The sequence below is a fragment of the Streptomyces aureocirculatus genome (assembly GCF_000720475.1).
Taxonomy (GTDB): Bacteria; Actinomycetota; Actinomycetes; order Streptomycetales; family Streptomycetaceae; genus Streptomyces; species Streptomyces aureocirculatus.
Genome location: NZ_JOAP01000025.1, coordinates 39,857 through 65,980 on the forward strand (window position 1 = coordinate 39,857; position 26,124 = coordinate 65,980).

General features: G+C 69.9%; 14 protein-coding genes, 3 tRNA genes and 1 CRISPR repeat array (1 of these 18 running past the window's edge). Of the genes, 13 read left to right on the forward strand and 4 right to left on the reverse strand.

Going from position 1 to position 26,124, the window contains the following annotated elements:
* Positions 1–107 precede the first annotated feature (107 nt).
* The 3 genes from IG78_RS0123090 to IG78_RS0123100 all read left to right on the forward strand — a co-directional run bounded on the left by IG78_RS0123090 (position 108) and on the right by IG78_RS0123100 (position 4,877).
* A complete protein-coding gene (locus tag IG78_RS0123090; protein ID WP_030566233.1) occupies positions 108–1,370 on the forward strand; it encodes an NAD(P)/FAD-dependent oxidoreductase in 1,263 nt (420 codons plus the stop codon).
* Positions 1,371–1,491: 121 nt separating this feature from the next.
* Positions 1,492–3,399, forward strand: a complete 1,908-nt coding sequence (gene dnaG / locus IG78_RS0123095; RefSeq protein WP_030566235.1) for a DNA primase — start codon at positions 1,492–1,494, stop codon at positions 3,397–3,399.
* A 146-nt stretch (positions 3,400–3,545) separates the two neighbouring features.
* The gene (locus tag IG78_RS0123100) at positions 3,546–4,877 is read left to right on the forward strand and encodes an RNA polymerase sigma factor (protein WP_030566237.1); all 1,332 of its coding nucleotides are present in this window, start codon (positions 3,546–3,548) and stop codon (positions 4,875–4,877) included.
* A gap of 96 nt (positions 4,878–4,973) precedes the next feature.
* Here IG78_RS0123100 and IG78_RS0123105 read toward each other — a convergent pair whose 3' ends face one another.
* From IG78_RS0123105 to IG78_RS0123120, 4 genes are all read right to left on the reverse strand, one after another.
* The gene (locus IG78_RS0123105) at positions 4,974–6,884 is read right to left on the reverse strand and encodes an ABC transporter ATP-binding protein (RefSeq protein ID WP_030566239.1); all 1,911 of its coding nucleotides are present in this window, start codon (positions 6,882–6,884) and stop codon (positions 4,974–4,976) included.
* 14 nt (positions 6,885–6,898) lie between these two features.
* Entirely contained in the window at positions 6,899–8,632 is a 1,734-nt protein-coding gene (locus IG78_RS0123110) for an ABC transporter ATP-binding protein (protein WP_030566241.1), read from the reverse strand.
* A gap of 288 nt (positions 8,633–8,920) precedes the next feature.
* Positions 8,921–10,363, reverse strand: coding sequence for an FGGY family carbohydrate kinase (locus tag IG78_RS0123115; RefSeq protein ID WP_030566243.1), 1,443 nt, complete (start codon positions 10,361–10,363; stop codon positions 8,921–8,923).
* A 226-nt stretch (positions 10,364–10,589) separates the two neighbouring features.
* Entirely contained in the window at positions 10,590–10,895 is a 306-nt protein-coding gene (locus IG78_RS0123120) for a YtxH domain-containing protein (protein ID WP_078965368.1), read from the reverse strand.
* Positions 10,896–11,062: 167 nt separating this feature from the next.
* On the opposite strand from IG78_RS0123120, the gene IG78_RS0123125 reads away from it, so the two are divergent.
* The 10 genes from IG78_RS0123125 to IG78_RS0123170 all read left to right on the forward strand — a co-directional run bounded on the left by IG78_RS0123125 (position 11,063) and on the right by IG78_RS0123170 (position 25,433).
* Positions 11,063–11,135, forward strand: a tRNA-Asn gene (locus IG78_RS0123125).
* Between the two features lie 5 nt (positions 11,136–11,140).
* A tRNA-Asn gene (locus IG78_RS0123130) sits at positions 11,141–11,213 on the forward strand.
* A 250-nt stretch (positions 11,214–11,463) separates the two neighbouring features.
* Positions 11,464–11,537, forward strand: a tRNA-Ile gene (locus tag IG78_RS0123135).
* A gap of 1,503 nt (positions 11,538–13,040) precedes the next feature.
* Positions 13,041–16,319 (forward strand): DUF6603 domain-containing protein, encoded by a 3,279-nt coding sequence (locus IG78_RS44235; RefSeq protein WP_051852877.1) that lies wholly within the window; start codon positions 13,041–13,043, stop codon positions 16,317–16,319.
* Between the two features lie 6 nt (positions 16,320–16,325).
* Positions 16,326–18,554: a hypothetical protein gene (locus tag IG78_RS0123145; RefSeq protein WP_030566249.1), complete on the forward strand. Its 2,229-nt coding sequence runs from the start codon at positions 16,326–16,328 to the stop codon at positions 18,552–18,554.
* Positions 18,554–22,195, forward strand: a complete 3,642-nt coding sequence (locus IG78_RS0123150) for a hypothetical protein (protein WP_030566251.1) — start codon at positions 18,554–18,556, stop codon at positions 22,193–22,195. The genes IG78_RS0123145 and IG78_RS0123150 overlap by 1 nt, the downstream gene beginning before the upstream one ends.
* 26 nt (positions 22,196–22,221) lie before the next feature.
* Positions 22,222–23,577 carry a hypothetical protein gene (locus IG78_RS0123155; RefSeq protein ID WP_157855857.1) on the forward strand — a complete coding sequence of 452 codons (1,356 nt, stop codon included), beginning with the start codon at positions 22,222–22,224 and terminating at the stop codon, positions 23,575–23,577.
* Between the two features lie 88 nt (positions 23,578–23,665).
* Complete coding sequence (locus tag IG78_RS49375) at positions 23,666–23,986, forward strand: hypothetical protein (protein WP_157855858.1); 321 nt, start codon at positions 23,666–23,668, stop codon at positions 23,984–23,986.
* 800 nt (positions 23,987–24,786) lie between these two features.
* On the forward strand, positions 24,787–25,020 hold the full coding sequence (locus IG78_RS0123165) for a type II toxin-antitoxin system VapB family antitoxin (RefSeq protein ID WP_030566257.1): 234 nt from the start codon (positions 24,787–24,789) through the stop codon (positions 25,018–25,020).
* Entirely contained in the window at positions 25,017–25,433 is a 417-nt protein-coding gene (locus IG78_RS0123170; RefSeq protein ID WP_030566259.1) for a PIN domain nuclease, read from the forward strand. The genes IG78_RS0123165 and IG78_RS0123170 overlap by 4 nt, the downstream gene beginning before the upstream one ends.
* Before the next feature lie 122 nt (positions 25,434–25,555).
* Positions 25,556–26,124: a CRISPR direct-repeat array (repeat unit 29 nt; unit sequence GGGACCACCCCCGCATGCGCGGGGACCAC); it runs 9 nt beyond the window's last position.

Below are 26,124 nucleotides of genomic sequence, written 5' to 3' on the forward strand. Positions count from 1 at the left end.
CCACCGCGAGAGCGGCGCCGGTTCAGGCGCAAAGGGGGACACCCCCTTCCGTCCTCACGCTCCGTGCGGGACGCTCCAGTGAGCTGACGGTTTCGAGGAGGAAACAAGTGGTCGACGCGGATCAGACGTTCGTCATCGTCGGAGGGGGCCTCGCGGGTGCGAAAGCGGCCGAGACGCTGCGCAGCGAGGGTTTCACCGGCCGGGTGATCCTCATCGGCGACGAGCGCGACCACCCCTACGAACGCCCGCCCCTGTCCAAGGGCTATCTCCTCGGCAAGGAGGAGCGCGACAGCGTCTTCGTGCACGAACCCGGCTGGTACGCGCAGGCGGACGTCGAACTGCACCTGGGCCAGACGGTCGTCGCCATAGACCGTGCGGCGCACACCGTCAGGCTCGGCGACGGCACGGTCGTCCGCTACGACAAGCTGCTCCTCGCCACCGGCGCCGAACCGCGCCGCCTCGACGTGCCGGGCACCGGCCTCGCGGGCGTGCACCATCTGCGCCGCCTCGCGCACGCCGACCGGCTGCGGCACGTCCTCGCAGCCCTCGGCCGCGACAACGGCCATCTGGTGATCGCGGGCGCGGGCTGGATCGGCCTGGAGGTCGCGGCCGCCGCCCGCGAGTACGGCGCCGAGGTCACCGTCGTCGAGCCGGAGCCCACGCCGCTGCACTCCGTGCTCGGCCCCGAGATCGGCCAGATGTTCACCGACCTGCACGCCGAGCACGGAGTGCGCTTCCACTTCGGCGCCAGGCTCACCGAGATCACCGGGCAGGACGGCATGGTCCTGGCCGCCCGCACCGACGACGGCGAGGAGCACCCGGCGCACGACGTGCTCGCCGCGATCGGCGCCGCCCCGCGCACCGCGCTCGCCGAGTCCGCGGGCCTCGCCCTCGTGGACCGCGCGGACGGCGGCGGCGTCGCCGTCGACGCGTCCCTGCGCACCTCCGACCCGGACATCTACGCCGCCGGTGACGTGGCCGCCGTCGACCACGGGCTCTACGCGACCCAACTGCGCGTCGAGCACTGGGCGAACGCCCTCAACGGCGGGCCCGCCGCGGCCCGCGCCATGCTCGGCAAGGACGTGACGTACGACCGCGTGCCGTACTTCTTCTCCGACCAATACGACCTGGGCATGGAGTACTCGGGCTGGGCGCCTCCCGGCTCGTACGACCAGGTGGTGATCCGCGGTGACGCGGGCAAGCGCGAGTTCATCGCGTTCTGGCTGCGCGAGGGGCAGGTCCTCGCCGGGATGAACGTGAATGTGTGGGATGTCACCGAGACGGTGCAGCACCTGATCCGCACCGGCGCCCGCCCCGACCCGGACGCCCTGTCCGACCCGTCCAGGCCCCTCGCGTCCCTCCTGCCCTGACAGCAGCCGCCGGGCGGGAGGTACCAGCCCGCCCGGCGTTCGAGGGCGAGGCCCGAAGGGCCGATGAGGGGAAGACGGGCGCAGCCCCATAGGGGGCCCAGGGAGACCGTAGAATCCATGCGTGGCTGGACGGATCAATGACGAGGACGTGAAGGCGGTTCGGGACGCGGTCCCGATCGACGCCGTCGTCTCCGAGTACCTCCAGTTGCGCAACGCGGGCGGCGGGAACCTCAAGGGCCTGTGCCCCTTCCACGACGAGAAGTCGCCGTCGTTCCAGGTCAGCCCCAGCAAGGGCCTGTTCCACTGCTTCGGCTGCCAGGAGGGCGGCGACACCCTCACCTTCGTGATGAAGGTCGACCACCTGACCTTCTCCGAAGCGGTGGAGCGCCTCGCCGCCAAGGCGGGCATCACGCTGCGCTACGAGGAGGGCGGGTACAACCCCTCGCACCAGCGCGGCGAACGCATCCGCCTGATCGAGGCCCACAAGGCGGCCGCCGACTTCTACACCGCCCAGTTGGAGAGCGCCGAGGCCGAGATCGGCCGCAAGTTCCTCGCCGAGCGCGGCTTCGACCAGACCGCCGCCGCCCACTTCGGCGTGGGCTACAGCCCCGCGGGCTGGGACCACCTCACCCGCTTCCTGCGCGGCAAGGGCTTCACGGACAAGGAGCTGATCCTCTCCGGGCTCTCCCAGGACGGCCGCCGCGGCCCCATCGACCGCTTCCGCGGCCGGCTGATGTGGCCGATCCGCGACATCGGCGGCGAGGTCGTCGGCTTCGGCGCGCGCAGGCTGCGCGACGACGACAACGGCCCGAAGTACCTGAACACCCCCGAGACCCCGGTCTACAAGAAGTCCCAGGTCCTGTACGGCATCGACCTCGCCAAGAAGGACATCGCCAAGTCCAGCAGGGCCGTCGTCGTCGAGGGCTACACCGACGTGATGGCCTGCCACCTCGCGGGCGTCACGACGGCCATCGCGACCTGCGGCACGGCCTTCGGCACCGAGCACATCAAGATCCTGCGGCGGCTGCTCATGGACAACGGCTCGGCCCGGGTGATCTTCACCTTCGACGGTGACGCGGCCGGCCAGAAAGCGGCCCTGCGCGCCTTCGAGGACGACCAGAAGTTCGCCGCCGAGACCTACATCGCCATCGCCCCCGACAACATGGACCCCTGCGACCTGCGCCTGGCCAAGGGCGACGAGGCGGTCGCCGACCTGGTCCGGCCGCGCACCCCGCTGTTCGAGTTCGCGCTGCGCCAGATCGTCGCCCGCTACGACCTGGAGACCCCCGGGGGCCGCGCCGCCGCCCTCGACGAGGCCGCGCCCGTCGTCGCCCGCATCAAGAACTCCGGCGCCCAGCACGAGGTCGCCGTGCAGCTCGCCGGGATGCTCGGCATCCTCGACACCCAGTTCGTCGTGAAGCGCGTCTGGCAGCTCGCCCGCTGGGCGCGCGACCGCGGCGGCGCCCCGGCCCCCTCCGGCTCCGCGCAGCGCGGACCCCAGGCACCCGCCCCCGCCGCCCGCCCGGCCCGCGGCGGTCCCGCCCTGAACCTGCGCAACCCCGTGTACGCCACCGAGCGCGAACTCCTGAAGCTCGCACTGCAGTACCCCCACCTGGTGTCCCCGGCCTTCGACGCGTACGGCGTCGACGAGTTCACCGCCGCGCCCTACGCCGCGGTGCGGCAGGCGATCCTCGACGCGGGCGGCGCCGAGGAGGGCCTGAAGGACCCGCAGGAGTATCTGGTCCGGGTCCGGGACGTGGCCCCGGACGACGCCGTCCGCGCCATGGTCACGGAGCTGGCGGTGGAGGCCATCATGCGCCGCACGGTCGACGAGGCGTACGCGGCCGAGCAACTGGTCACCGTGCGGCTGCGCGCCGTGGACCGCCGCGTACGGGACGTACAGGGCACCTTCACACGGCTCGCGGGCAGCCACGGCGATCCCAAGGAACTCGCCGCCGTGCAGAACGAGTTGTGGGTGCTCCAGCAGTACGGCAGGGCGCTGCGCGAGCGGGGCGCCGCGGCCCTTTAGGCCATATCCCGATCCATGCTCCCGTACCGGCGTAGCCCCGCCCGCAGCGGAAACCCGTCGAGTAATCGCATGGTCACGGTACGGACTCAGAAAGTCGTCGCACGCCCCTCGTGGCGGCCGTGTGTCGTACTCCACACTGGGGTGCGGTGCCTGAGTCCTCGGAGCGCGGCCGGCCCGTGAAAGCCGGCGGGTCCGACATCCCCGCGGTTCCACACATCGTGTCAGGGACGGACAGCGGCGAGGCCGCCGACCCCGGTCCCGCTGTACCGCTGCCGTCCCCCGCGGCAGCGATCACCCTGGAGGTCGCCCCCGTGCAGACCCAGACCCTCACCCAGAAGGCCACCGCGGCGCCGGCGGACGAGGCGGACGCCGACGTCATCGCGGCCGTACCGCAGCAGGGCCGCGCCGCGCTCCACCCGGAGCCGCCCCCCGACCCCGCGGGACAGGAAGGCACCGAGCCCGCGGGGCCCGCCGAAGCCACCGGTGAGAGCGACGAGCCCGGGGCGTCCGGCGCCACCGCCGACGTGGTGGAGCTGCCGACCCCGCGCAGCCGCGCCGACACCGGCAGCCCGTCGTCCGACCTCTTCCGCCAGTACCTGCGCGAGATCGGGCGCATACCTCTGCTCACCGCCGCCGAGGAAGTGGAACTCGCCCGCGGCGTCGAAGCGGGCCTGTTCGCCGAGGAGAAGCTGTCGGGCACCCCCGACCTGGACTCCCAGCTCGCCCTCGACCTCGACAAGCTCGTCGTCCTCGGCCGCATGGCCAAGCGCCGCCTCATCGAGGCCAACCTGCGCCTCGTCGTGTCCGTCGCCAAACGCTATGTGGGCCGCGGCCTGACCATGCTCGACCTCGTCCAGGAGGGCAACCTGGGCCTGATCAGGGCCGTCGAGAAGTTCGACTACGCCCGCGGCTACAAGTTCTCGACGTACGCCACCTGGTGGATCCGCCAGGCCATGTCCCGCGCCCTCGCCGACCAGGCCCGCACCATCCGCGTGCCCGTGCACGTCGTCGAACTCATCAACCGGGTCGTGCGCGTACAGCGCCGCATGCTCCAGGAGCGCGGGTACGAACCGACGCCCGAAGAGGTCGCCGCCCACCTGGACCTGCCGCACGAGCGCGTGAGCGAGGTCCTGCGCCTCGCCCAGGAGCCCGTGTCGCTGCACGCGCCCGTGGGCGAGGAGGACGACGTCGCGCTCGGCGACCTCATCGAGGACGGCGACGCCGCGAGCCCCGTGGAGTCGGCGGCGTTCCTGCTCCTGCGCGAGCACCTGGAAGCGGTGCTCTCCACGCTCGGCGAGCGCGAACGCAAGGTCGTCCAGCTCCGCTACGGCCTCGCCGACGGCCGCCCCCGCACCCTGGAGGAGATCGGCCGCATCTTCGGCGTGACCCGGGAACGCATCCGCCAGATCGAGTCGAAGACGCTCAACAAACTCCGGGACCACGCGTTCGCGGACCAGCTCAGGGGCTACTTGGAATAGGGCCCAAGGAGGCGCCCCGAAGGGGCGCGGGGAACTGCGCGACCAGCCCGAACAAACCGGCACGCGCAGATCGGCCGACCCCCCGCGGCGGTGGCGCTAATCCACCTCAGCCACAGCTTCGGCGAACTGAGCTCGGTACAGCCGCGCATATGCGCCACCCGCAGCCAGCAGCGCGTCATGCGTACCCTGCTCCACGATCGCCCCGTCCTCCATCACCAGGATGGTGTCCGCATCCCGAATCGTCGACAGACGATGCGCGATGACGAACGAAGTGCGCCCATGCGCGAGCCGAGCCATCGCCTTCTGAATGAACACCTCGGTACGGGTGTCCACAGAACTCGTCGCCTCGTCGAGCACAAGGATCACCGGATCGGACAGAAACGCCCGCGCAATGGTGATCAACTGCTTCTCGCCCGCGCTGACGCCAGTCCCCTCGTCGTCGATGACGGTGTCGTACCCGTCCGGCAGGGTACGGATGAACCGGTCGGCGTGCGCGGCCCGAGCGGCCTCCTCGACCTCCGCACGGGTGACGCCCTTCGCGGCCCCGTACGCGATGTTGTCCGCGATGGTGCCGCCGAACAGCCAGGTGTCCTGGAGCACCATGCCGATGCCGCCGCGCAGTTCGTCCCGAGTCATCCGGCTCACGTCCACGCCGTCGAGCGTGATGCGCCCGCCGGTGACCTCGTAGAACCGCATCAGCAGATTCACCAGCGTGGTCTTGCCCGCGCCCGTCGGCCCGACGATGGCGACCGTGTGCCCGGGCTCCACCACCAGGGACAGGTCCTCGATCAGCGGCTTGTCCTTCTCGTACCGGAAGGACACATGCTCCATGCCGACCCGCCCGCGCGGCTCCGCGGGCCGCTCGCCCGGCACCGGGTCGGCCTCCTGCTCCTCGGCGTCGAGCAGCTCGAAGACCCGCTCGGCCGAGGCGACGCCGGACTGCACGAGGTTCGCCATCGAGGCGACCTGCGTCAGCGGCATCGAGAACTGGCGCGAGTACTGGATGAAGGCCTGCACGTCACCGATGGACAGGGAACCGGAGGCGACGCGCAGGCCGCCCACCACCGCCACGAGCACATAGTTCAGGTTCGACATGAAGAACATCAGCGGCTGCATGAGGCCGCTGTTGAACTGTGCCTTGAACGACGCCTCGTACAGCGCGTCGTTGTGCTCCGCGAACGCCTTCGCGGACTCCTCCTGGCGGCCGAAGACCTTCACCAAGGTGTGCCCGGTGTACATCTCCTCGACGTGCGCGTTCAGCGAACCCGTCGACTTCCACTGCTGCACGAACTGCGGCTGCGACCGCTTGCCGACCTTCGTCGCCACGACGAACGACAGCGGCACCGTGACCAGGGCCACCAGGGCCAGCAGCGGCGAGATCCAGAACATCATCGCGAGCACGCCGACGATGGTCAGCAGGGAGTTGATGAGCTGGCCCATCGTCTGCTGGAGCGTCTGGTTGATGTTGTCGATGTCGTTGGTCGCCCGGCTGAGTACCTCGCCGCGCTGCCGCTTGTCGAAGTACGACAGGGGCAGTCGGGACAGCTTCGCCTGTACGTCGCCGCGCAGCCGGAACACGGTCCGGTTGATGGCCCGGTTGGAGAGCCGCGTCGCCACCGCCATCATCAGGCCCGCCACCAGGAACGCGGCGGTCGCGAACAGCAGCACGGAGCCGACCGCGCCGAAGTCGATGCCCTCGCCCGGGGTGAAGTCGAGCCCGGAGAGCATGTCGGCCATGCCGCCTTCGCCGCTCGCGCGCAGGCGGTCGAGGGCCTCGTCCTTGGACTCGCCGTCGGGCATGTTCCGCCCGACGATGCCCGCGAAGACGAGGTCCGTCGCCCGGCCGAGTATCTTCGGCCCGAGCACGGAGAGGGCGACGCTGACCACGACGGTCGCGAGCATCGCGTACATCGTGGCCCGCTCGGGACGGAACTGCCCGAGCAGCCGCTTGCCGGAGTTCTTGAAGTCCATGGACCGGGAGTCGGGACCCATCATCGGTCCACCCATGCCACCAGGCGGCATTACGCGGCCTCCGCTTCCGTGAGCTGGGAGAGCACGATCTCCCGGTACGTCTCGTTGACGGCCATGAGCTCGCGGTGGCTACCGCTGCCCACGACCCGGCCCTCGTCGAGGACCACGATGCGGTCGGCGTCACGGATGGTCGAGACCCGCTGGGCGACGATCACGACGGTCGCCTCCCTGGTCTCGTACGCGAGCGCGGCCCGCAGCGCGGCGTCGGTGGCGTAGTCGAGCGCGGAGAAGGAGTCGTCGAACAGATAGATCTCCGGCCGCCGCACCAGCGTCCGCGCGATGGACAGACGCTGCCGCTGCCCGCCGGACACGTTCGAACCGCCCTGCGCCACGGGCGCGTCGAGCCCTTCCGGCAGCCCTTCCACGAACTCCTTGGCCTGCGCCACCTCCAGGGCGTGCCACAGCTCCGCGTCCGTCGCGTCCGGATTGCCGTAGCGCAGATTGCTCGCCACGGTCCCGGCGAACAGATACGGCTTCTGCGGTACGAGCGAGACGGTGCGGGCGAGCAGCGCGGGATCGAGGGTGCGCACGTCGACGCCGCCGACCAGAACGGCACCGTCGGTGGCGTCCATCAGTCGCGGTACGAGGCTCAGGAGCGTCGACTTGCCGCTGCCCGTCGACCCGATCACGGCGGTCGTCTCACCGGGGCGCGCGACCAGGTCGATGCCCGTGAGTACGGGCTCCTCGGCGCCCGGGTAGCGGAAACCGGCGCCGCGCAGCTCCAGATGGCCGTGGCGGCGCAGCTCCCGCACGGGCTCGGCGGGCGGCACCACGCTGGTGTCGGTGTCCAGGACCTCCTGGATCCGCTCGGCGCACACCTCGGCCCGCGGGATCATCATGAACATGAACGTGGCCATCATCACGGACATGACGATCTGCATGAGATAGGCGAGGAACGCGGTGAGCGCGCCGATCTGCATATGGCCGCCGTCGATGCGGTGCGCACCGAACCAGACCACGGCGATCGACGACAGGTTCACCACCGTCATGACGATCGGGAACATCAGCGCGAGCAGCTTGCCGGTGCCGACCGACACCTCGGTCAGATCGGCGTTGGCCTCGCGGAAGCGCTCCTTCTCGTACGCGTCGCGCACGAAGGCGCGGATGACGCGGTTGCCGGTGATCTGCTCGCGCAGCACCCGGTTCACCGCGTCCAGGCGCTCCTGCATGGTGCGGAACAGCGGCCGCAGCCTGCGTACGATCATGCTGACGCTGATCCCGAGCACGGGGACGACGGCGAGCAGTACCCCGGACAGCGGGACGTCCTGGCCGAGCGCCATCACGATGCCGCCGACGCACATGATCGGCGCCGACACCATCAGCGTGAACGCCATCAGGACCAGCGTCTGCACCTGCTGGACGTCATTGGTGGTGCGGGTGATCAGGGTGGGGGCGCCGAAGCGGCCGAGCTCCCGGGCGGAGAAGGACTGCACCCGGTCGAAGACGGCGGCCCGCACATCGCGGCCGAGCGCGGCGGCGGTGCGGGCGCCGTACAGGACGGCACCGATGTTGCAGACCATCTGAGCGACGGTGACGGCCAGCATCAGGGCGCCGAACGACAGGATGTAGCCCGTGTCGCCCTTCACGACACCGTTGTCGATGATGTCGGCGTTCAGGGTGGGGAGGTAGAGCGAGGCGCAGGTCTGCAGGAACTGCAGCAGAACCAGCAGGGCGATGGGCTTTTTGTACGGATCCAGATGGGTCCGCAGAAGTCGTATGAGCACGCTCGTCTCTCGGCAGGGTCGCGGACAGAGGGGTGGCGGGCGAAGCCGCCCACCATCCTGCGCCACCGCCCCCGTACGCGTGCAACCGATTAACCCATGACCCGGTCAAAAATCAGCCCTGGTCAAGAACTGGGCACACTGAACGCTTCGACTCGCTTACGCAGTGCTGCGGAATGCCCAGTTCCGCGGAAATCCGGACGGGGCGGGGGTCGGACGGGCGAGGCCCGGGGGGCGGAGGGTGCCGGGGGGCCGGGGGGTGCCGGAGGTTCCCGGAGGGAGTGGTTCCGCTCAGGCGAAGGGGGTCCCCGAGAACGCCCCCGGGTGGGACTGCTCCCGCACCGTCAGGTACTGCTGCCGCACCGCCTGACCGACGGCCAGCTCCTCGCCGGGGTCGAAGACCTGCGAGACCGCGCCCTGCCACTGCGGCAGTTGCCCGGTGAGCGCCCAGGCGGCCTGCCGGGCGGCGCCGATCGCGGCGTAGTCGGCGGGCTGCACGACCACGACCTGGGTACCGAACAGCATCGGCGCGACCGCCCGCACCGCGGGCAGCTCGGCGGCGGCCCCGAGCAGGAACACCCGGCGCACGTCGACACCCCGCCCGCGCAGCACGTCCAGGGCGTCGCCGAGCCCGCACAGCATGCCCTCGAACGCCGCCCGCGCCAGGTGCTCGGGCTTCATGGACTCGCGGCGCAGGCCGGTCAGGGTGCCCGCGGCGTGCGGCAGGCTCGGCGTCTTCTCGCCCTCCAGATAGGGCAGAAGGACGAGGCCGTGGGCGCCGGGCGTGGACTTCAGGGCCAGGTCGGAGAGCGCTTCGAGATCGGGCAGGCCGAGCATCTCGGCGGTGCCGCGCAGCACCCGTACCGCGTTGAGGGTGTGGACGACGGGCAGATGCATGCCGGTGGCATCGGCGAGCGAGGTGATGGTGCCGCTGGGGTCGAAGAGGGCCTCGTGGTGCACCGCCATCACGGAGCCCGAGGCGCCGAGCGAGACGACGGCGTCGCCCTGCCGCACCCCGAGCCCGAAGGCGGCGGCCATGGTCTCGCCGGTACCGGCGGAGATCAGCAGCCCCTCGGGCGTCGTCCCCGCGGCGTCGGCGGGACCGATGACCTCCGGCAGCATCGCCTGATGCCCGAGGGCCAGCTCCACCAGGTCGGGACGGTAGGAGCCGGTGGCGGCCGACCAGTAGCCGGTGCCCGACGCGCCGCCCCGGTCGGTGGTGCGCCGCGCGGGCCGCCCGAGCAACTGCCACACGAGCCAGTCGTGGGCCTGCACCAGGGCCCGGGTGCGCAGGGCCGCCTCCGGCTCGTGCTTGGCCAGCCAGCGCAGCTTCGTCACGGGCATCGGGGCCTGCGGTACGCAGCCGACGGCCTGCGCCCACGCCTGCCGGCCGCCGAACCCGTCGACGAGGTCGGCGGCGGCGACCTGGCCGCGCGGGTGGTTGCCGACGAGGGCGGGCCGGACCGTGTTGCCCTGGGCGTCCAGGGGCACCAGGGCGTGCTGCTGTGCGCACACGCCGATGGCCTGTACGCCTTCGAGCAGCCCGCCGCCCGCGGCCTCGCCGAGGGAGAGCAGCCAGGCCTGCGGATCGACGTCCGTCGGCCGCCCGCCGCCCTCCGGCGTCTCCAGCGGGTGCGGGGCATAGCCCTGCCTGAGTACGGCGCCCGTGTCCGCGTCGCAGACCACGATGCGTGTGAAATCGGGCGAACTGTCCAACCCCGCGACTATCCCCATGGCAAGGATTCTGCCGCACCGCGGGGGATGCCCCGCACGGCTGTCCGTGCGGGGCACGTCGTCGCAGGTCGCCGGGTGTCACCGGCCCGGAACGCTCGGGTGCCGCCGGGTGTCACGGGCCCGGAGCGCTCGGGTGCCGCCGGGTGTCACCGGCTCGGAACGCTCGGGTGCCGCCGGGTGTCACCGGCCGCAGGCTCAGGCGCCGCCGGTGATCCGGACGGCACCCTCAGGTGTTGCTCGTACCCCAGTCGTCCGCGGTGTCGCCGCCCTGTCCGCGCTCGCGCAGCGCCCGCACGCGGTCGGCCACGGAGTCCGGCATCCGGTCACCGACGCGCTCGGAGACTGTGTTGAGGGCCTTGCCCGCCACTTCCTTGCCCTGCTGGGTCGCGGACTCGACGGTGTTGCGTACGGCGGGGTTCTGCGAGACCTCGCGGACGGACTTCTTGATCTGCTCGTAGCGCTCACGCCCTGAGCGCGTCCCGAGCACGTACCCCAGAGCCAGTCCTGCCACGAACGTGAGCCGGTAGCGCATGACGGCCACCCTTCCCTTGCCTCGACTGCCGACGTCGGTCGCCTGGGGATACCGATTGGCGGAGCACCCCCCTGCTTGCGCTAATGTATGTGTCGCAGCGAGCGCACGCCGCCCGGGGTTCCTCAGGCAGGTGACATTGTTGCAGTGACTCCTTCACCACGAGTCATTCCCCTGTAGCTCAATTGGCAGAGCAGCCGGCTGTTAACCGGCAGGTTACTGGTTCGAGTCCAGTCGGGGGAGCTCGGTCTCCTGTAGCTCAATTGGCAGAGCAGCCGGCTGTTAACCGGCAGGTTACTGGTTCGAGTCCAGTCGGGAGAGCTGTAAGAGAGGGCCCTCGGCCACCGTCATCGGTGCCCGAGGGCCCTCTCTGTTCCAGCCCAACGCTCCTGTCCGCCCCCGTGACGCCCCCCAACGCTCCCTCGTACGTGCGGGTTTCGCCCCCGATGGAACCGTGCGCGCCGCAGCGGGGTCCTCATGGTCGTGCGTAGCCGACCACTCGGAGCAGGAGATCGTATGAGCGGCTATGCTGCGGCAGACGGCGCGCACAAATGTGCGCGACGCGCCGTTAGGGGCGGTAGCTCAGCCGGTTAGAGCAGCGGACTCATAATCCGTCGGCCGTGGGTTCGAGTCCCACCCGCCCCACCCAGGCGCCAGCGCGCAGGAACGATTCCACCTGCGTCAACTGTGCGCCACGGCTGATCGTTCCGTGATGAGCGACACGCCAGAGATCGTTAGCTGGCCCCTGTCGGCCCGACAGTCCGACGATCACGAGAAGGCCCTTGCCGGGGGGTACCCGGCAGGGGCGGCGTCGCTCTCCTCGGGGTGTTGACGGCACGGACACGGGGACGGCACCACACGCGCGGCATTGTCGACCGGGCAGACCGGCGTGTGGGCCACTCCGAGGTTGGGGCCGCTGGAGTTGGTGGCCCAGACGCGGTCTTCGCAGGTTTCGCGGTCGCGGGCGGTGTGGCCGCACCTGCCGCATCGGGGTGGTGGGGTGTCGTCGCTCGACATGGGGCTTCTTCTGGCTCGCACCCGTGCGGCTCGTCGCCCGCTGTCGCGCGTGGCGCGCGGCGTCGAACCACCGCCTGTCGCCCACCTGAGGTCCGCAACGTGTGCGCCCCGGCGGTCTTCGGCGACCCCGCGGACGACCTCGGCTGTCCGGTTGAGGCCGGTGATGCCCTCGTCCAACAAGTCCCGCAGCGCGATGGCATCGTCCCCGGCGACACCATTCATTGAAGGAATCCCGACGCAGTCAGTTTTCCCTGGCGTGTGGGTAGGTGGTACAGGCGGCGGCACGCGAAACACTAGCTGCCTTATCCCGTACCCCACTCTGCTGGGGTCCGTGACGCAGTCGGGCGGTCCCCTTCATCTGACAGTTTTCGACACCCGCGGTTACTGTCGTGTCCACGATGCCGCCGGGGGTGTAAGCGCCCGCTGTCACGGATGTCGATCTATCGTTGTCGACTCAGGGGCCGTGTTTTTGCGTCTTTGTCGCCGTGCGGGGAAAAGCCGGGTGCCCGGCAGAGCGGTAACTCGAATGTGTCGTTGGTCGATAACACGCCGACTATGTCCTGGCGGCCAAGGGCAACCGGGCGGCCCTGCTCGTCCGGGTCCACGCAGCTCTGCCACCCGCGGTCCCCGAAGCGGAGGAGCGCGTCCAAACCGAGCGTTCCCACGGTCGGATCGTCCGCCGGTCGGTCTGGACCGCCAGCTACCTGTTCAACAAACTTTGACGCTGCCCTGGGGCGCATGGCCGAATCCCATAATTCGGCCGTTCATTCGGGGCGGTGGATCGCGAAGTGGAGCTGGCAGCGGGCAGCGGATTCGGTCGTCTGCGAATGTGCTGGCCGAATCGATTCTCCGAGCGGCCCTTCGGTCAAGTGCCCGCTTTCGGTGGCCCGTAAAATATCCTAAATCCCCTCACGCGAAAGAACGTTTGGCGGGAAAGGGGTGGTCATTTCCAGGTTCCTGGGCAGTGCTTTCCAGACGTAATGGCCGGATGACTATGCCACGCGCACACTCCTCATTGATGTTTCCGTGACCCCCGGCCTATTTTATTTTCCGTAACGGCACATAACGGCACAGGGGCCCCGCAGTTCCGCGGGCGCCTCACCCAACCGTGTCCACAGGCAGGGGTCACCCATGGCGCTGACGGTCGACGAACTGGTTGCACTGTTCCCGGCGGGGGGCGCCGGTACGTTCGAGCTCGACACCGGGCGGCTGGGGCTGACCGGCGGGTCCGAGTCCCTGGAGCACCTGCCCAGCGGCATTCTGACCCTCACTGAGGCGACTGCCGACAGCGCCGCTCTGACGGTGACCGGCAAAGTCACTTTGGCCGGTGCGGAGATGCCGGCCAGCGCCCGGTTCTTCGCCACCGGCACGGCGGTCGACGCGCTGCTCTTCGAGGCGAGCCCGGCGACCTGGCTGCTCCAGACCGCCGTCGCCCGCGTCGACCTGTCCGGACTGTCCGGCGGCCGCTCACTGCGGGTCCTGCTGGCCGCCGGACAGGCCGCGGCCGCGGCCGGACGGTGCCCCGGCACCGGGCCCTGGGTGGGCTTCCAGCTCGGCGGGGCGGTCGCCGACCCGCTGGAGTTCCGTGCCGAACTGCGCAAGGACTCCATCGGCACGGCCCAGCCCCTCGACGGGCCACCGCTGCTGATCACCACGCTGCTCGAAGCCCTCGGCGAGTACGGCGTCGAACTGCCCGGACCGCTGGTCGACTGGCTGGAGCGGGTCGAACTGCACCAGCACCCGATGGGCAAGACGGACAACCTGATGGTCACCGCCGAAGCGCCGGTGGACCACGGCACCGGCGCGAACCCGGTGGAATTGCTGGTGCTGCGGACCACGGCGCTCGGCCGCACCGGCCAGGACGGCAAACCCAAGGCCACCACCGTCGCCATGGTCCGGGTCCGCACGGACTGGGACGGTTCCGGGCTGCCGGTGGTCGGACCCATGATCGGCAACGGGCTGCTGTCCCTGCCCGCGCTCCAGATCATGTATGTCTCCGAGAACCTCAGCGCCGAAGACGTCATCAAGATCAACCGGGTCGTCACGGAGTACAACCTCGGCCCGCTCCAGCAGTTGCCGGTGGTGAACGCGGCGGCAGGGGTCCCGCTGGGCAAGAAGGTGAGTGCGGCGGTCTACCTGGCGGTCATGGGCAATCCGACCCCGGCACTGGTGATCACCGTCCCGCCGAAGTTCGGACCGGAACCGGAGAGCCCGGAGAAGCCGAAGCTCGAATACGAGTTCGTGATCGGCAAGCAGTTCGGGCCGGTCTACCTCTCGTCGATCGTGTTCCGCTACGACCGCAAAAAGGGTCTGCTGATCGAGCTCCAGGGCCAGGTCACGATCGGTTCTCTCACCTGGCAGGTCGCCGGACTCGGCTTCTACGTCGGCATGAGCGGCGGCTTCCCGCTGCTGCCCTTCCTGCACGGCATGAACATCGCGGCCACCGCCGCCGACGGGCTCATCGGGTTCAAGGGCGGCCTGCTCAACAAGACACCTGACGACCCCGCCCTCGACTTCGAACTCGCCGGGCTGGTCCTGGTCCAGGCGATGGCGGTCGAACTCGGCGCCCAGGCCGTGTGGGCACGCAGCGTCGAAGGCTGGCACTCAGTCTTCATCTACGGCGAGATCTCCCTCCTCGGCGGCGCCTCGGTCTTCGGCCCGCCGCCCTTCACCGTCACCGGCTTCTCCGCCGGATTCGGGATCAACAGCTCCTTCAAGAAGGTCCCCACCGGCGCCGAGATCGCCGAATTCCCCCTGGTGGCAAGGCTGGACGCGGCCCAGGCCCTGCCCGGTCTGCCGGCCCCGACGCCGTACACCCCCGAGGACGCGCTCAAGGCCCTCACCGGACCCACCGGCTGGATCCGCCCCACCGAGGGCCAGTACTGGATCGCCGCCGGAGTGAAGTTCACCAGCTTCGGCTTCATCGAGACCAAAGCCCTCGCCGTCATCGAATTCGGCGACTCCATCAAGGCCATGCTGCTCGGCCGCACCTCCGTCAGTCTGCCGCGCACCCTCAGCCCGAACGCCCGGGCCATCGCCAGGGTGAACATCGGTCTGAGCCTCGGCTTCAGCTCCGCCGAGCACTGCCTGTCCATGGACGTGGCTCTGCTGCCCGGCAGCTATGTGCTCGATCCGTCGATCGAACTCACCGGTGGCATCGCCGTCTACGTCTGGACCGGCGGAGGCCGCGCCGGGGACTTCGCCATCAGCCTCGGCGGCTACCACCCCGCCTACAACGTCCCCGCCCACTACCCCCGACCCAAGCGCCTCGGGTTCGTGTGGTCCCCGGCCAGCGACATCACCGTGCGGGCCGAGGCCTACGCCGCGATCACCCCCGCCGCGTTCATGTTCGGCGGGCGCCTGGCCGCCGTCTACGACAAGGGCATCTTCTCCGCGTGGTTCACCGCACACCTCGACGTGCTGGTCCAGTGGAAACCCTTCTACCTCGATGTCCGGCTCGGCATCAGCATCGGCGTCGCGGCCACCATCAAGGTGTGGTTCGTCCGGGTCCGCATCTCCGTCGAGGTCGGCATCGACCTCCACCTGTGGCTGCCGCCGTTCGGGGGCCGGGCCACCGTCAAACTCTGGTTCATCTCCTTCAGCTTCGGCTTCGGCTCCTCCCGCGACAGCACCCCCACCGTGGACTGGCCCGAGTTCCGCCCCCAGATCCCCGCACCCGTCCGGGTCATCCCCAACGAGGGCCTGCTCGCCGATGCCGACCAGGGTGAGATCGCCCGGCGTGCGGCTGCCAAGGAACCGACCCTCGTCTCCTCGGCCGGATTCACCTTCACCACCGAAGCCGGCATCCCCGCCTCGCACCTGTACATCAACGAACGGCTGATCAAGCAGTCCGACGAGGGGACCATCGACATCCGCCCCATGCGGAAGACCGGTGTCACCTCCGCCCACCGGGTCACCATCACCAAGGACGGCACGACCTTCCACCCCACCGACCACCACTGGGTGGTCAAGCCGGTCACCGGCACGGTCGCCCCCGGCCTGTGGGGCAGGCCCCTGGCCAAACCCGGCGATGCGCTCCACGGCGACCAACTGCTCGAAAACCGCCTCACCGGACTGAGGATCACCCTCCCCAAGCCGGACTACGGCACCGACACCGGGCCCGTCACCTCGAAGGCGCTTTCGTACGAAGGACTCCCGGACGGTCGCATGCCCCTGCGCGTGTCCGACCCCGCCGGACCCGAGCCGCGGGCCGACGACCAGAGCGTCCGGACCATCGTCGACACCGTCGCCGCCGACGCTGTCAAGGACCGCCGCACCGCCGTGCTCAGCACCCTCGCCCGGCTCGGCGCGGGACCCGGCACCGATACCGACAGTCCGCTCACCGGCTACGCCGCACTCGCCGGCCGCAGCCTGACCACCCCGCCCCTGACCACCACCGCGACGAGGTGACCGGCCGTGACCGCTGAACCGGATCTGCGCATCCACTTCCTCGACCACCTGATCCCGCGTGCCACCCCCGGCGACTACCGGGTCGTCGTCAAGAACACCCTCAGCGACTCCGGCGGCGAACTGGACGCCCAGGACAAGCTGCTCCCGTCCGAGGAGACCTTCGAGATCAAGGCCGTCCGCTTCGTGCTCAGCGAAGCGTCCGTCCACGCCCACTACCCGCCGCGTGAGAGCACCGGCGCCTACACCAGGACCCTGCCACACATCACCCTCAGCCGGTCGATCCTGCCCTGGGAACGCAACCTCGCCGGAACCCGCGCCGAGCAGCCCCCGGCCCGACCGCCCTGGCTCGCCCTGCTCGTCTTCGGCGAGAACGAACTGCCCGACGACCCCGCCGCGTCCGGGGACACCGTGCTGCGCACCGTCGAGGAGCTCCGGAACCCCGCCGAGGCGGGGGTCAAGGGCCCGAACCTGCCGCCCGGCGGCGTCGACGAGGCCGAGGCCCGGAGCAAGTGCCGGACCATCGACGTCCCGGCGGACCTCTTCAACGCGGTCGCCCCGCGCGACGACGAGATGTACTACCTCGCCCACGTCCGCAAGGTCGTCGACGCGAACCAGACCCGGGCCGACGGTGAAGTCCTCGAAGAAGGGGAGTACGCGGTCGTCAACGCCAACCGCTTCCCCCACAACGCCGGTAACTACGCCGTCCACCTCGTCTCCCTCGAAGGCTTCGAGGGCCGCCTGTCCGGCACCCTGCCCGGCTCCACCACGGCCGTCCGCCTGTGCTCGCTGCACCGCTGGAGCTTCACCAGCAGCGAAGGGCCCGCCGCCGACCCCGGAGCGCTGCTGGAGAACCTCGTCGCCCCCGGCACCGCGGACCCCGAAAAGCTCGCCCTGCGCCTGCCGGTGACCGCACCGGCCACCGACGACACCGAGGACGACTACGTCCGCGAGCGCCTTGCCCGGGGCTACACCGCCGTCCCGCAGCGAACCCTCTCCGGCGAACGCACCTTCGCCTGGTACCGCGGCCCGGCCACCCCGGTCACCGCTTTCGACGTGCCCACCGAGCACAGCCCCGGCCCGCACACCACCTCCGACCACGCGCTCATCTACGAGCCCGAGCACGGGATCTTCGACGTCAGCTATGCCGTCGCCTGGACCCTCGGTCGCACCATCGGCCTGGCCGACCCCGAATACACCACCGCCGTCAGCCGGGCCCGCCGCGAACTCGCCAACCGGGCGACGACGCTGATGGCGCTGGCCGGAGATCCGGCGCGCGCCTCGGTCGACCCGGACGCCCCGCCCGCCCTCGGCGCGCTGCGCGAACTCGCCTCCGCAGGCTTCCGCGAGCAACTCAGCACCGGGCTCAAGAGCCCCCAGCTCCCGGACGACGCCGGACGCAGGACGCCGCAGATGAGAGTGACACGTACACAGTCAAGGTCCGTGCTCGCGGAAGAACGCGTCGTCTCCCTGCTGCGGACCACCGCGGAACGCAACGCCGGGGCCATCGCCGCCTGGCAGGCCCGCCTCGGCCTGCTCCAGGGCGTGCCGTTCCACCACCTCGTGCCCGACCCGCGCATGCTGCCCCTCGAATCCCTCCGGATGTTCCGCCTCGACCAGGGCTGGCTGGACGCGCTCGTCGCCGGAGCCGCCGACGTCGGCGTGCACACCTCCGTCGACAGCCGCCTCGCCCCGGAACTCAACCGCGCCACCGCACGGTCGCGCAGCGCGAAGCGAGCCGCCGGCGGGCTGCTCATCCACTCCGAACTCATCCCCGCCTGGCCGGACATCAAGATCAACGCCTATCTCAAGGACGGCACCCTCCTCACCGAACTGCGCCGCGCCAAACCGGACAAGCGGATCCTGCTCGTTCTCTGGGACGGCGTCCCCGACAAGGTCGTCATCCGCGAACCGGGACAGGGCATCCACTACGGCATCGACTCCGGGAACCGCCTCGGCCTGCGCAGTCTGGCCGCCGACCCGCCGATCGGCACCCCGCTGGAGACCTACTACCCGGCCACCGACAGCCTCCTCGACCTCCACCTGCGCTCCGACCCGGACACCGGACCCGCGGTCTTGAAGATGTTCGGCACCGGCGGCCTGGTGCCCGCCCTGGCCCGGGAGTTCGGACTCACCGACCTGGACCCCGGACAACTGGCCCTGGAACTCGTCAACGCCCCGCTGGAACAGGAAATCCTCAGCCCCACCGGCACCGCTGCCCGGACGGAGACCGCCTGATGAGCGCCACGGACCTGATCGTCCCCGTCAAGGTGAACGCCCTTGTCGTCAACCGGCTGACCCGCACCGCCGAGACGTTCAACCGGTGGACACCGAACTTCGACGCCATGATCGAGGAGGGCGCGAGCGCGGAACCGCCCCCCGGCGTCGGCACCGAGACCATGGGTCCGGACAGCGAAGGCGTCTACGTCCACTGGCAGTTGCCCGAGGCGCTGGCCAACGGGCACTACGACCAGACGACGGGGGAGACGACCTTCCCCTTCGTCCCCAACCGCTGGCTGGTCGTGCGCTACAGCACCACAGCGGCGGCGGCGGACCGCAAAGCCGTCGGGTGGATCGTGCAGAGCGACTACCTGGAGAGCCGCCCGGTCCAGGACGCCGACGGCAACGACGTCTACGGCACCAACAAGCACCCGAACCCCGATTCACCGGAGGGTGCCCCGCTGGAGCTGACCTTCCTCGGCCGCCGCCACGACCTCACCCAGGCGCCGTGGACCGAACCGCCCGCCCAGAAGCCGCACCTGACCGCGGCCGGGCCCGGACTGCCCGGCTTCGCCGCCTACCAGCCGTACAACAAAGACGTGTTCTCCCTCCACGACACCCTTGAGGACCTCAAAGGCGACCTGGACAACTACCCGCCCGACGCGACGCTGAGCTACTTCGTCATGGGCTGGTACAGCGACGACGCACTCGACTACCTCAACCGCGCCGCGTCCGTGCCCGGCCTGCTCCCGCCGGGCGCGGACGGGACTGCCGACCTCCTCGAAGCCCTCGGCTGGGACACCCCCGAAGGCACCGCCGCCGACGCCCTGGACCGCACCCTCTACAGCGGCTCGGCGCTCGGAGTCGACTGGCAGCGCGACGGCGCCACCTACAAGTCCGACAAACCGAGCAACATCGAGCTCAGCAAGATCCTCACGCTGGGCAGCAGCAGCGCCGAAGCCCTCGGCCGACTGGCCGCCCGCCAGACCCGGTCCGCGCGCACCGGGGATCTCGTACGCTCGCTCTTCCACGGCACCCTCGAAACACTCGACACCGCCGACGGCGAAGAGGACCTCGACACCCTCACCCATCACTCCTGGTTCTCCGGCTCCGACGGCGGCCATGTGTGGAAGGTGACCGCGCGCCCCGTCGAAGGCGACGACGAGCTGCCGCCCCCGCCGCCGGAACCCGGGTGGCTGTCCGAACTCAACGATGTCCAACGGCGGTACGACGACCTCACGCCCAGGCTCCGCCGCTCTCAGCAGCGCCTGTGGAACATCTGGTGGCTGCGCCACAAGCCGGTTCCCCCATTCACCCCCGAGCACCCTGCGGGGTTCGACGCCGCAGCGGATGTCCAGCTCAACGAGAGCGATGCGACGAGTCTGGCCGGGCGGACCAAGGCTTTGCTCGACGAACAGTTCGTGCTGTTGAGGCAACTGCCCACCGGCGGCACCCCGGAGGAACTCGCGGCCGACATCGGGAAGTACGCGACCGAACGCGGACTCGACCCGCGCTACCAGATGGAGCGCACCGCCCGCGAGTCCTACTACCGCCCCGCCGACCCGGTCGTGCTCATCAAGGACACCGGTGCCAAGGAACCCCTCACCCGGGACACCCCGCTGCCCTGCCGCCATCCCGAGGCCCTGATCACCCAGATCACCGTCGGCGACAAGACCTACGAACGGCCCACCACTCCGCCCAGCCCGGGACTGGCCGGACTCCCCGACGCCTGCACCCCGCTGCTCGCCGAGTTCGCCCTCCTGGACCAGGTGGCCCGGATCCCCGGCGCTCTCGACGCGGCTCTCGACGATCCTGCCGCCGTCGCCGGGCCCGTCCCCGAGTACACCGTGCCGTGGCAGCAGCCCTGGTTGCCCATGCACCTCGAATACGAACTGAAGTACTGCCCCACGCCCTTCCAGGCCGGTGACACCACCTACTGGACCTTCAACGGCAGCCGCTACGAATGGTCCGGCCGGGGAGCCCAGCCCGGCGGCGGCGAAGCCGACCTGCGCTGGCTCACCTTCAAGAACCGGGCGTTCCTCACCCCGAGCGCGCCGTTCGTCCTGCAGAAGCAGATCGACCGCTACCTCGACACCTACTCCGGCGCTCCCAGCGAAGGCCTGCTCGCCCTGCGCAAGGAACTCGGCGACCCCGGAATGCTCTCCCAGCGCCTCGACGGCTTCCACGACTGGCTCCTCCAGCAGGACGGCACCGCAAGGACCACCGTGCACGTCCCCGAGGCCACCGCCAGGCTCGTCGGCGACATCCAGAGCGTCCCGGAAGGCGGCCCGCTCGAACCGCCCGCCGACGACCCCGGCACACCGTTCCAGCCGGTCCGTGCCGGCCAGTTCACCTTTCACGACCTGCGCATTGTCGACCGCTTCGGCCGCACCTACGACATCGTCAACAGCCGCAACTACGAACAGGTCTCCCTCACCCTCGCGGAGAGCGTTGCCCCTGACAGCGTCCTGCACGAGGACCTCATCGGCACGGCCCGCTTCGTGCAGCTCGGCCCGCGTCTCCTCCAGGGCGCCCGCGTCCGGCTGGAGACCGTACGCGCCGTGGACGGACAGCGGCTCTCGCCGATGGCCCGCGCGGCCACGACGGAAAACCCCCTGGCCGGCTGGCTGCTGCTCAACCATCTCGACCAGACCCTCGTCGTCCACGGACCCGATGGCGTCTGCCTCGGAGAACTCCGCGTCGTCAAGGACATCGACGGCGCGGACGACAGCGTGTGGCTGCCGCTCCCCGGCTCACCCCATCCCGACGTCGACGCCCAGGCGTTCGAGGACGCCATGCCGCACCTGGCCCGGTTCGTCCGCACCCTGAAGGACAAACCCGCCGCCGCACTCACCGGTCTGCTCGACACCATCGACCAGACCCTCGACACCATCCTCGACGACGCGGCCCAGGAGGACGGCTCGCCGCTGCGGCTCATCGGCCGCCCGCTCGCACTGGTGCGCGCCGATCTGGGCGTCGAGCTCGAAGGGCCGCTGCTGGGCAACCCGAGCTGGGACCAGGTGCTTGGGGAGTCGGAGGAGGAGTACGACAGCTACCGCTGGCCGGTCCGGCTCGGCAACGAGAAGCGGCTCGGCGACGGTCTCGTCGGATACTTCGCCGGGGCGACCGGGCCCGACCAGGAGACTTCGTACGAGCTCTGCCACGCGGTCATGCCGCAGGGCGGCGGGGGCTATCTGACCCCGATCGACAAGGGCCACGGCCTGGCCGTGCCCGCGCGCACCCCGGACCAGCCGGTGACGCACCACCTGACGCTGCTGATGGATCCGTACGCGGCGGTGCATGCCACCACGGACATCCTCCCGGTGACCAAGGTCCAGTTGCCCGACGACCTGGTGTCCGAGGCGATGCGGCGGATCCGGGCGTCTTTCCGGCTCGGCCCACTGCTGGCGGCAGAGCGGGTCGACCAGGCCGAGGAAGCCCGGCGGGCACGGGCGGGGGAGGAGCCGACGGAGGCAGGCGTGGTGCTGCCGCAGCCCGCGTCGTGGCACGGAGCGTGGAGCTGGGCCGAGCCGCGCGGGTCGGAGACCGAGTGGGTGGAGCTGCCGATCGTTCCTGCTGATTCCGCGGCGCACTTCGGGGATTCGCAGGCGGAGGCCCGCTATGGACACCTGCTGCTCGACGCGACCGAGACGTCCTGAACCTCCTTTCTCAGAAGGGCTGTTGCATGAGCGTTGTCATGGTGAACGCCACCAACCTGCTGCCGTACGAACCGTCGACCGACCCCAAGCCGTTGCGGGTGAGCTCCGCCGAGGAAACCGAGTACGGCTCCGTCAACATCAATGTCGGCGGCGGCATCACCACGTCGGCCTGGTGCAGCAAAATCACCGTCCGGGTGCCGGTCGGCGCGGGGGCCGAGCACCTCACCACCGAAGGCGCCGTCATCAAGACCGGTGCCAGCACCGGCTGGACGCCGTCCGCCCCCGCCGTCTCCGGCGGCTTCGCGGTCATCACCTTCACCCCGGCCCGCGCGGTGCAGTTCACCGGGCAGATCATCACCCTCACCCTGTCCAACATCGCGGTCAACCGCACGGCGGGTCAGGTCTCCATCGCGATCGTCGAGAGTTCGTCAAGGACGAACGGGAGCTTCACCAACAAGGACGCCGCGGTCGTGGTGGACAAGTTCCCGGCCGGGTTCGTGTTCCGGAATTTCGCGCCCGAGAAGATCATGGTGGAGAACGGTGAGGTCTCTGTGCTCCGCTGGGAGGGCTCGGACGCGAAGTACACGATGCACTGGGGCGACACCCCCGCCGGGGTCTCCCTCGACAAGGAACGTGTCTGGTCCACCCCGCGCGGCCTGACCACCGTCACCGGCTTCATGCTCCGCGCCGAGGTCACCGCCGGTGGCGTCACCCTCACCCACACCCTGACCACGGCGGTCACCGTACGCATCCCTGACCTCGTCGTCAGGAACCTCACCGTCCAGGGCCCGGCCACATTCGCCGACAGCGTCAGTCTCAGCAACACCGCCAAGGACCTGACGGTCGCCGGATCGGTGCGCGGCGCGGGCAGCAGCCCGCTGCGGGTCAGCCAGAACGCGGGCCTGAAGGTCGACGCGGTCCTGAACGTCACCGGGGCGAGCACCTTCAACGGCGACGTGACTGCCAACGGCTTTGTCACCGCTGTCGGGGCCGGGAAGGTCGTCCGAATCGCCGACCTCCGCGGACCTGGAGGCGAACCGCTCAAAATCAACAGTCACGTCAACGTCTTGCCCGGCAACAACGTCACCATCACCGACAATCTCACCGCCAACGGCAATATCAAGGCCGGAGGAAATCGGGTGCTCCGGGCGGGCGACACGCTCGGCTTCAAGAGCATCACGAACCGATACCTCAGCGAGGGTTACGACTACGGGGGAACCCATGAGATCGTTAATTCTTCCAGGACCCACTACAACACATCGAGCTGGCGGACCTTGCATTTTGCCTCTGCCAGCTCGTTCGTAGAGACACGCGAGCACGACCCGGAGCCGGTAGTCCCCCCGAGGCCAGACCGGACGATCGCCGCAGACCCGGAACTCTGACCCGGCCGCTGGGGCGCGCCGGCGCAGCTCACGCATTGGCCCCGGTCACGGTCAGTTCTGCTGGCGCGGGCACCATTCCTGGTCGGTGGTGTGTAACAGTGGAGGCGTTCCGCCCCCCGGCTACCGGCACTCCTGGCCACAGGGCGTGCCGGGCTACAGCAACTGGTTCCTCGCGGACGCCCCCACTGACGGAATCCTGACCGGACACGTGAGGTGTGCGAGCGGCGTCTCCGGCACCAATGCCAGTCTGATTGTCTATAGCGTGGGCCGCTACAACTACTTCACCCCTCCGGCGCTTCCCGGCATGGCATTGTTCTCGATGACGCTGAACCTGCTCTGGTTCCCGCTGGGCCAGTCCCTCGACCTCCGGGTAAGACCGGGCCTGTCCCGCAGGAACTCGTTCCGCTGAAAATGCCTGAAGACATGCCTGAGGCATGAAACTGGTAAGCCCCAAAAAGGGGCCATGGGATGATCTCGAAGCCCTGAAGGCCCGCCCGGCTGCGCATAGTGTTGCCAGATGCGCGGCGGTTCCAATATCACAGGGGAGGACGCCGCTGCCGCCCGGCAGCAAGATCAGGGGCGGCGACGTTGCCCCGGGAGCCGAGCGCCCCGTACCCCCCCGGAGGGCATCCGGGGGGCAGAAGCTGGTGTGGCGAACGCCTGACTCGATCGCGATCGAGCGGGATCGAGGCGGATGCAGCCAGATGGAAACCGACTGAAATGTCCATTCCTTATGCCTTCGCAGGTGAGACGCGTCACTGGCACGGTTCGAGTCCCACCCGCCCCACCGCGTTGGCCCAGGAAGAATCGTTCTGACCTGGGGAGACGTGTTTGCCGGGGGCGTTTTGCGTGCGGCGGACGCCTCGCGGGGGTGTGGCGAACGTGAGCCTTCGCGCATCGAAGCCGCGCTGTGAGCGGCTTTGGTCTGGGCTTTTGCGGCGATGCCTCGCGGGAGCGTCGAGGAGTGCTCGCACGTCCCCTTCAGTAGGGCCCCTGCCCCGCGCCGAACATCCGTGTCCTTGGCTTCTTTGGCGAAACAGTCCCTCCTCTTCGGGTTACGGGTATCGGGTCAGGGGTGTGGTGTCCGTGGCTTGCGGTCGCCCCTGGGTGGTCCGGTTCTGTCTGTCCCGAGCGTGATCTGCTCTATGGAGATGTTGGCGATGTACCGTTGTTATGTACATCATGGACTCTCGGTGAGGGGTGACCGGTATGTCTGTTACCCAGATCGACCTCGATGATGAGGCGCTGGCCGAGGCGATGCGGCTGATGGGTGCCTCGACGAAGAAGGAGACGGTCAACGGGGCCCTGCGGGACTACGTGGCGCGCGTCAAGCGGCTGGAGGCTGCGGAGAAGTTGGCCGCGCGGGGCGAGCGGGGCGAGTTCGAGGCGGCTGCTGCGGCGCATGCGGCTGCCAAGCGGGCCCGTCAGACGGCCTTCGAGTGATCACCTACCTCCTCGACACTTCCGCCCTGTGGCATCTCTTTCGTACGCCGGGGGCGTTGCGGCCCTGGGAAGGGCACATCGCCGCGGGCGTGTTCCATATCTGTGAGCCCACGAGGGCGGAGTTCCTCTACTCGGCCACCACCCCGGCCCACCGCGACGAGCTGGCCGAAGAGCTGGATGCCCTCTGCCACTTCTCACCGGTTCCCAAGAACGCGTGGCGCTGGGTGGAGAACGCGCAGTACAAGCTCACCCAGCAAGGGCAGCACGGGCAGCACCGTGCCGCCGGAGCCATCGATCTCCTGGTGTGTGCGACAGCGGTCCATCACGATCACACGGTGCTCCACGTGGACAACGACTTCGCCACGGTGGCGGCGGTCCTCAAGGAGGTGCAGCAGCGGGACGTACGCGCCTGACTGCCGCCGGACGCATTCGGGACCATCCCCGCACAGGCGGGGGTCGCACGGTCCAGGTCGGCGAGCTGGTCCTGGTCCAGGGGCCACCCCCGCATGCCGGAGTCGACCGGCCCGCAGCGCCAGGGACCACCCCCGCATGCGCGGGGACCACTCCCGCGCTCAGGACCCGAACGCCTGCCGGCCGGGACCACCCCCGCATGCGCGGGGACCACATGTGCCGAACCAGCAGCGCGGCGGCGGGCCCGGGACCACCCCCGCATGCGCGGGGACCACCCAGTCGCCCAACTACACTTCGGGTAGCTCCGGGGACCACCCCCGCATGCGCGGGGACCACGATTCGTCACGTGACGAAACCGGGGACGCCCCTGGGACCACCCCCGCATGCGCGGGGACCACGGAGGCCTGCGTGGAGTCGAGCTGGCGGCGCAGGACCACCCCCGCATGCGCGGGGACCACCGCCACGATCTCCGCGAAGGAGGACGCGTGAAGGGACCACCCCCGCATGCGCGGGGACCACCGTGGTGGGCTGTTCGGTGACGGTGGTGATCCGGGACCACCCCCGCATGCGCGGGGACCACGGCAGGGTGGCGAGTGCGTCGGCCGCGGTGAGGGGACCACCCCCGCATGCGCGGGGACCACCCCGGTAGCCGCGAGTTGATCAGGGCGTGCAGGGGACCACCCCCGCATGCGC